2 protein-coding genes are annotated in these 448 nt (G+C 59.4%); both read right to left on the minus strand.

What is annotated here, in order from left to right:
- Window positions 1–251: FAD-dependent oxidoreductase (locus EN750_RS38710; RefSeq protein ID WP_348629652.1), on the minus strand; the 251-nt coding region annotated here is incomplete at its 3' end.
- Entirely contained in the window at window positions 166–441 is a 276-nt protein-coding gene (locus EN750_RS38715; RefSeq protein WP_245482966.1) for a (2Fe-2S)-binding protein, read from the minus strand. The genes EN750_RS38715 and EN750_RS38710, both read right to left, overlap by 86 nt.
- Window positions 442–448: the final 7 nt, after the last annotated feature.

The following is a 448-nucleotide window of genomic DNA, read 5'->3' on the forward strand; positions in this document are numbered from 1 at the left end:
GGATACTGTAGCGCTGCGCGTCCTTGAAGCCGAAGGTTTCCGAAGTTTGCGCCACTGGACTGTGCACCCACAAAGCCGCGATCGACAACCGCGACGTTGAGGCCCCGCCGTCTTAGGAAGAAGGCGGTAAAGGTGCCAAACAATCCTGCGCCGATGACGATGACATCAAATTTTTCCATCATTTGACCCGCTGTCGGCTGCGACCAACGGAATCGGCCGGACCGGGGCTTGGGCGCGCAACCGCCCGACATTACCTGCACCCTTGTTGGTGAGTGACGATAGGAGGCTTTGCAAGGCAAAGCCGCAATATCTCCCCTGGCACCGCCCCATTCCACACCGGGTGATTGCCTTGACGCGGTTGATTTCAGCCGGCCCCGCCGCCTGAGCGACAGCCTGGCGGATCTCTGCAGCGATTACTCTCTCACATCGGCACAGTATCATCGTGTCT

Origin of the sequence: Mesorhizobium sp. M7A.F.Ca.ET.027.03.2.1 (genome assembly GCF_003999175.1) — a bacterium.
Taxonomy (GTDB): domain Bacteria; phylum Pseudomonadota; class Alphaproteobacteria; order Rhizobiales; family Rhizobiaceae; genus Mesorhizobium.

What these genes read in the sequence shown, in the direction of transcription:
- EN750_RS38715 (WP_245482966.1), bottom strand. Translation starts at nt 441, where the DNA reads ATGATACTGTGCCGATGTGAGAGAGTAATCGCTGCAGAGATCCGCCAG.